Genomic DNA, 6,753 nt, shown 5'->3' with positions numbered 1-6,753 from the left:
ACCTTCTATACCAAAAACATTTTGCTGAATGAGGGTATCCGCGCTTGGATGGCTCCTCAAGATCAACCCCACGAACAATTTGTATTCCCTGAGGAGGTATTACCACGTGGTAACGCTCTCTAATAGACCAAATATATTAGGCGGCACTGGACGCGACCAAGAATCTACTGGCTTTGCCTGGTGGTCTGGTAACGCGCGTTTAATCAATCTATCTGGCAAACTCCTGGGCGCTCACGTTGCCCATGCTGGCTTGATTGTATTCTGGGCAGGAGCGATGACTTTGTTTGAAGTCGCTCACTTTGTTCCTGAAAAACCCATGTACGAACAGGGCTTGATCCTGTTACCTCACCTCGCCAGTCAGGGCTGGGGTGTTGGTGCTGGTGGTGAAGTTATCGACACCTTCCCCTACTTTGTTGTCGGTGTACTCCATTTAATTTCCTCAGCCGTCCTTGGCTTTGGCGGTATCTATCATGCCGTTCGTGGCCCAGAAACCTTAGAAGAATACTCTTCTTTTTTTGGTTACGACTGGAAAGACAAGAACAAGATGACCAACATCATCGGATTCCACCTGATTATTTTGGGATTTGGTGCATTGCTGTTGGTAGCAAAGGCAATGTTCTTTGGTGGATTGTATGACACCTGGGCACCAGGCGGTGGTGATGTTCGGATTATTACCAATCCGACATTGAACCCAGCGGTTATCTTCGGTTATGTAATCAAGTCTCCCTTTGGTGGTGAAGGCTGGATTGTCAGCGTCGATAACTTAGAAGATGTGGTTGGTGGTCACATCTGGATTGCCTTTATCTTAATTTCTGGTGGTATTTTCCACATTCTTACCAAGCCTTTTGCTTGGTCACGTCGTGCATCCATCTGGTCTGGTGAGGCTTACCTCTCCTACAGCTTGGGCGCTCTCTCGTTGATGGGCTTTATTGCCTCAATCTTTGTTTGGTTTAACAACACCGTTTACCCCAGCGAATTTTACGGCCCTACTGGCCCAGAAGCTTCTCAAGCCCAGGCTTTGACCTTCTTGATTCGTGACCAACGCTTGGGTGCTAACGTTGGTTCTGCCCAAGGCCCCACAGGTCTAGGTAAATACCTGATGCGCTCTCCAACTGGTGAAATCATCTTCGGTGGTGAAACCATGCGCTTCTGGGATTTCCGTGGCCCTTGGCTGGAGCCTCTACGTGGCCCTAATGGTCTTGATTTGGAAAAAATCAAGAACGATATTCAGCCTTGGCAAGCTCGTCGCGCTGCTGAATACATGACCCATGCTCCTCTGGGTTCTCTGAACTCCGTGGGTGGTGTGGCTACCGAAATTAACTCCTTCAACTACGTATCTCCTCGCGCTTGGTTGTCAACTTCTCACTTCGTACTAGGATTTTTCTTCCTAGTTGGTCACTTGTGGCACGCTGGTCGCGCACGGGCTGCTGCTGGTGGTTTTGAGAAAGGAATCAACCGTGATACTGAGCCAGTGATGTTTATGGACGACCTAGATTAGGTTGTAAAGTTTATTTCATCACTGACAACTAAATAATTTAGAGGCTCTTGCATAAAAGCAAGGGCTTTTTTATAGGAAAATTAGTCATCTATTGATTAAAGTGAGCGACTTACCAAAGGAATTAATACTATGAGTGACTCTAATTTTATTGATGCTTTGCGATGGACATCTGAAGCTAAGGAAAAGTTACAAAATATTCCCTTTTTTGTCCGTTCTCAAGCTAAAGCCAGAATTGAACAGCTAGCTCGTGAAGCAGGACAAGAGATTGTGACAGCAGATTTGGTAGAAGAGGCTAGGCTTGAGTTTGGACAATAAAACATTCTGGAGGTTGCAACAATCACAGTCGCCAAAAATCGAGCTGACCAAGTAATGCTTTACGAGATTAGCTAGCAACACTTTGAATTCCAGCAATCGGGATTGATATTTTAACTGGAGGTTTCATTTTTACAGGCTCAGGAAAGGACACCATTAAAGGCAATGGCACTGGCGGTAAAGGGGCTGATGGTATTATCGGTAAGAACTGGTGATGGGATGGCAATGACAAAATTACATCCACCAGTACCATCAATGAAGTTCAACAAAAAGTTACTATTGGTGGCGGTATCGATATTGATCTAGGCACTGGAAATGACTACTTCAAAGGGTTTGGTAATGGGACTGTGGATGGTGGAAAAGGTTTTGACACCTTAGACCTCAGTGCTTTCAATCGCTCTGAACTCACTTTTTCTGGTGTAATTTCGGGCAATGCCCTAAACCGAGCTAACATTAGCTTCGATAACAATAAAAATGTGATTACACTCTCCACAACAGGCTTTGAGAATTTTATCTTTGCAGATGGCTCTTTGTCCTACAGCACTTGGGTCTGAAATTAAAATTACAACAATCTCACGAAAAATAATTACGAATTACGAATTAATATCAACTTCCTCCCACATTCATTGCTGTTAAAAAAGCCTTCTGGCTCACATCTCTGTAAACTGTATTCAAATACTTCATTACCACATCACTCGAAGTTGAATTTACTGTATTTTCCTCTTCCTTTGCTAGGGGGATTGCTCCTAATACATCTAATACCATCTCATTAGTGGAAGGCGCAATCACTACTAATGATGACTCTAATGGCTCATTATATTGCCAGAAATAATCAATTTTTACCAAATATTTGTTATTAGGAATTGACTGTTGAATATCGGGCGTTTCTGTGGTATCAGGTTTAATCTTGGCGCTACGCAAGTGGCGTAAATCGCTAATAATTTGCTCTTTAGTGCGTCCCCGCAATTGAAATAGTACAAAGGGGTCTTCACTGAAGCGATCGCCTAACTGATAGTACAGCGCACCAATGTGTTTACAGGGATTTGCTTTATCAGGACAAGAACATTTACTCTGGACATCAGCAAGGGTAAATGGAAATATCGAAAGACCATTAGCTGTGAACACTTCTTCTATATTTTGTGGCATTTCTCCTGCTAGTAATTTGGCAGCAAAAATTGCCTTTTGGGACATGCTTTCAATTACATAACCCCACTGTTCATCGGTAAAAGGTTCAAGGGAAAGGGAAACTTTATAAGGTTCAATTTCACTACCTTGCACTCTAGCCAATACTTTTGCACCTTTAAATTCGATGCTCAGAACATTTCCTTGACGAGCATAATTTCTCGCACGTTCTAAACGTTTTTTAAAGCGATAGGAATCTAGCAAATCTAGCCATTGTTGTGACCACCATTCTCGACTAGCTTGTAATGTGTAATTAGTCATAATTAATTCAAAAATTTAGTAATGTACCGCGCTAATTTTGATGGGTTTATAGTCAATACGGTTCTAATTTCACAAAATTGTGGGTTTTCGAGACGTGATAAATCGCCGTCTCTACAAGTGTTTTTGTCTTATCTGGATTGTATTGGGTTTGTAGTGAGTGCTTTACTAAAATCAAAAACTAAAGTCCTGACTACGAAATTATTCTGCATCATCATCAATTACTGTACTGCGATCGAGTAGTAATAAGTTGCGAAGTTGGTCTGTATCCATTTCAGTCAACCACTCTTCACCAGCACCTACAACTTGTTCAGCTAGTTGTTTTTTACTTTCAATCATGTCATGAATTTTTTCTTCTAAAGTGCCTGTGCAAACAAATTTATGTACTTGCACATTCCGGGTTTGACCAATCCGAAATACTCTATCTGTGGCTTGATTTTCTACGGCTGGATTCCACCATCTATCAAAGTGAAATACATGATTGGCTCGTGTTAAATTCAGTCCTACTCCACCCGCTTTCAGAGAGAGAATCATAATCGGTGGCCCTTGAGGATCGTGTTGGAAACGGTCGATCATTTCCTCTCGTTGTTTTTTGCTGGTGCTGCCATATAAAAAGAATACTTCTCGCCCAAGCTGTTTTTCTAAATAGGGTTTAAGTAACTTACCCCACTCAGCAAATTGTGTAAAGATTAAAGCTCTATCGCCTTCTGCTAAAACTTCTTCTAACATTTCTTCTAGCCGCAGAAGTTTGGCTGAATTATGTTGCTCTAATGTCGCTTCTTTCAAATATTGGGCTGGGTGATTGCAGATTTGTTTGAGTTTAATTAACAAAGCTAAAATCATCCCCCGACGTTGTAATCCTTCAGCAGATTCTATCTCTACTAAAGATTGTTCTACAACTTTTTGATAAAGTGCAGCTTGTTCACCAGTTAGACCGCAAAATACGGTCATTTCTTGCTTATCTGGTAAGTCTTGAATAATGTCGCGATCGCTTTTCAATCGCCGCAGTATAAATGGTTGTACTAATGAACGTAATTGAGTCAAAGAAGCCGTATCACCATACTTTTCAATTGGCATGGCAAACCGACGCTGGAAAAATTGCTTATTGCCTAAATAGCCAGGATTGAGAAAATCTAAAATAGACCATAGTTCTTGTAGTCTATTTTCTACTGGTGTCCCCGTTAATGCAATACGAAATGTCGCTTCTAATTCCCGAACTGCTTTTGACTGCTTCGCCTCTGGGTTTTTCACATTCTGGGCTTCGTCTAAAACAATTATCTGCCAAGAGACACTTTGCAATGACTTGATATCTCGATGAAGCAGTGAGTAGCTGGTAACGATTAAATCGTGCTTTTTCACTGCTTCTAAAAATGCTTTTCCTTTTGGGCGTTTGTCACCGTGATATTGCAAAATTTTCAGACTTGGTGCAAATTTATTTACTTCCCTTTCCCAGTTGCCTAAAACAGAAGTTGGACAAACTAATAGTGTTGGATTTTCTAGTGCGTCCTGTTCTTTAAGATGTAGCAAAAAAGCGATGAACTGCACGGTTTTACCGAGTCCCATATCGTCGGCGAGACACGCGCCTAAGCCCCAACGTTCCAAGAAGGATAGCCAAGCAGCACCTCGTTCTTGATAAGGTCGCAACTGTCCTTTAAAGCCTTCTGGTGTCGGTAAAAGTGCGATCGCTTGATTATTGTTTAGCGCCCCAATTAACTCTTGCAACGCCCCAGATGCCTCAAAGCTAACCACTGGTAATTTTTCAATTACCTGGGTATCCCCTGTACTGAAACGCAAGGCATCTTCCAAGGAAAGCGCCATTTGGTCTTTGCGAGTGGTAAAAAAAGTTTGGGCTGTCTTAATGTCTTGAGGCCGCAATTCCACCCACTCGCCGTTAATTTCTACTAGCGGACTATTTAAAGCCACAAGTTTATCAAACTCAGTTTTAGAAATAGTTTGTCCGCCAATTGCCAATTGCCATTGGAAATTCAGTAGACTCTGCAACCCTAAACGTCCCTGCTTTTTCTTTGGGGTTTCGGCAGTAATTTTTAAACCCAAACGGTTCGCCCATCCTTCACGGTTCGCTAAACTGGGAGGCAAAATTACTCCTAAACCACTGTCTTCTAATCTCCAAGCTACAGCTTTGATAAACTCATAAGCTTGAATGGGGGTGATCCGAGAAAATTGGGGATATTCGGTTTCAAAACTGGATGCGATCGCTGGATATAATCGGGAAGCTAGCCCCAAACCTCGCAAAAATGTTTCCTGTGGTTGCTCAATTGTCCGATTTTCATAAACCAATCGCTCAACTGGATTGTTCCAAATAGTTTCCGCATCCACCAAAAACTCAGGATGGTCAGCCGCTTGCAGAAAATACCCCAATGTCCAATCTGTTTCGCCAGACTCTGGAGAACGCAGTTGAAAACAGGTACGAAATAGAGTTTTAAGAGTTAATTGATATTGGAGCGGCATAGTCCAAGCTTTCAGTGCCGCTTCCAACCGTTCCACTTCAATTGCATCTGCATTAGCTGTACCAGATGCACTAGTTAAGGCTTGCAACCACTGTCGCACCCCACCTGGTAAAGATGCCATCGCCTTAGCTTCCATTGGAGGCTGAGAACCCACCATTCCTCGCACTTGGGCATCTATCGTACTGTTAAGAAATCCCAGCAACAATTCTTGAGGTTCGGTAGGGAAGTTTACTGCTATATGAGGGGATGAGGAGGATCTTACTCCCCCTACTCCCCCTACTCCCTCATCTCCCCCCACTCCCTCTTGATAAGTCCGACAAACCAACGGCATGTTCGCAGAAAATTTTTCTAAGCGAGTTCCATCTACAGCGCTGTCTAGAAGTACTTGCCATTTAGGGGCAAATGCACCATCTGCTTGTCGATCAATTGTTGGTAAAAACTTACACCGTGAGATTAAATCTAAACTCCATCGGGCAACTTGCGACCAAAAACGTAAATCTCCTCCTAAAAAGGCATCTTCTCCGTTAGCAGCATTTAAGGGAACAGCAGCAAGAAATTTTACTGCTTCGCTGGGGTTGAGACAAAAACCTTCAACTCGCCACGGTTGCAAATATTGCGGAGAGTTTGTGTCTATTCCCAAACTGGCAGAATGTACAGGAAAAATCGCTGTTGTTTCTTCGTTACTGCCTTCTGGAATATAAGTTGGTAAGGCAATGATTTGCGAATACGTTGGTAAACTGATCTCAGTGCTAGTGGCGGCTTTGCGCGTTCGTCCAGTCGTAGCAATGGCTTTGCTTGCCGCAAGCATTGCAACTTGGGGTTGCTGGATGAAGTTGGTAATCGCCATGTTCTGAGAACGCAACCACTCATTCAACTCAACTGATGTCATCGCCAATGGATGTAGTGGTATATCTCCAGAACCATTAGGCTCGAAATTCACTCGTGGCGATCGCCAAGTTTCTCCCCAAATAAATAAACAACCATTTTGATTTTTTAGTAACCAATTACAGTGTAAAATCGCCATTTTCTAACTAC

General features: G+C 42.8%; 6 protein-coding genes and 1 pseudogene. 4 read left to right on the top strand and 3 right to left on the bottom strand.

Annotation, left to right across the window (positions count from 1 at the left end; genetic code table 11):
- The 3 genes and pseudogenes from V7K25_RS05350 to V7K25_RS05340 all read left to right on the top strand — a co-directional run.
- Positions 1-123, top strand: a pseudogene (locus V7K25_RS05350) (photosystem II D2 protein (photosystem q(a) protein)); the annotation flags it as partial.
- Positions 107-1,498, top strand: coding sequence for a photosystem II reaction center protein CP43 (gene psbC / locus V7K25_RS05345; RefSeq protein ID WP_335155765.1), 1,392 nt, complete (start codon positions 107-109; stop codon positions 1,496-1,498). The pseudogene V7K25_RS05350 and the gene psbC, both read left to right, overlap by 17 nt.
- Before the next feature lie 129 nt (positions 1,499-1,627).
- The gene (locus tag V7K25_RS05340; RefSeq protein WP_335155763.1) at positions 1,628-1,813 is read left to right on the top strand and encodes a PCP reductase family protein; all 186 of its coding nucleotides are present in this window, start codon (positions 1,628-1,630) and stop codon (positions 1,811-1,813) included.
- Between the two features lie 137 nt (positions 1,814-1,950).
- Here V7K25_RS05340 and V7K25_RS05335 read toward each other — a convergent pair whose 3' ends face one another.
- Positions 1,951-2,079, bottom strand: a complete 129-nt coding sequence (locus V7K25_RS05335) for a hypothetical protein (protein ID WP_335155761.1) — start codon at positions 2,077-2,079, stop codon at positions 1,951-1,953.
- A gap of 78 nt (positions 2,080-2,157) precedes the next feature.
- Between V7K25_RS05335 and V7K25_RS05330 the strand changes: the two genes are divergently transcribed.
- Positions 2,158-2,364, top strand: coding sequence for a hypothetical protein (locus V7K25_RS05330; RefSeq protein WP_335155759.1), 207 nt, complete (start codon positions 2,158-2,160; stop codon positions 2,362-2,364).
- A 52-nt stretch (positions 2,365-2,416) separates the two neighbouring features.
- Here the strand turns inward: V7K25_RS05330 and V7K25_RS05325 are convergent, their stop codons facing one another.
- Positions 2,417-3,253 carry an SWIM zinc finger family protein gene (locus tag V7K25_RS05325; RefSeq protein WP_335155757.1) on the bottom strand — a complete coding sequence of 279 codons (837 nt, stop codon included), beginning with the start codon at positions 3,251-3,253 and terminating at the stop codon, positions 2,417-2,419.
- A 198-nt stretch (positions 3,254-3,451) separates the two neighbouring features.
- Positions 3,452-6,742: a DEAD/DEAH box helicase gene (locus V7K25_RS05320; protein ID WP_335155755.1), complete on the bottom strand. Its 3,291-nt coding sequence runs from the start codon at positions 6,740-6,742 to the stop codon at positions 3,452-3,454.
- Between the last annotated feature and the right edge of the window lie 11 nt (positions 6,743-6,753).

The organism is Nostoc sp. (assembly GCF_036919495.1).
In the GTDB taxonomy this organism is placed as follows: domain Bacteria; phylum Cyanobacteriota; class Cyanobacteriia; order Cyanobacteriales; family Nostocaceae; genus Nostoc.
Note: the sequence above shows the minus strand (reverse complement) of the source record. Positions and strands in the feature narration are given on the sequence as shown.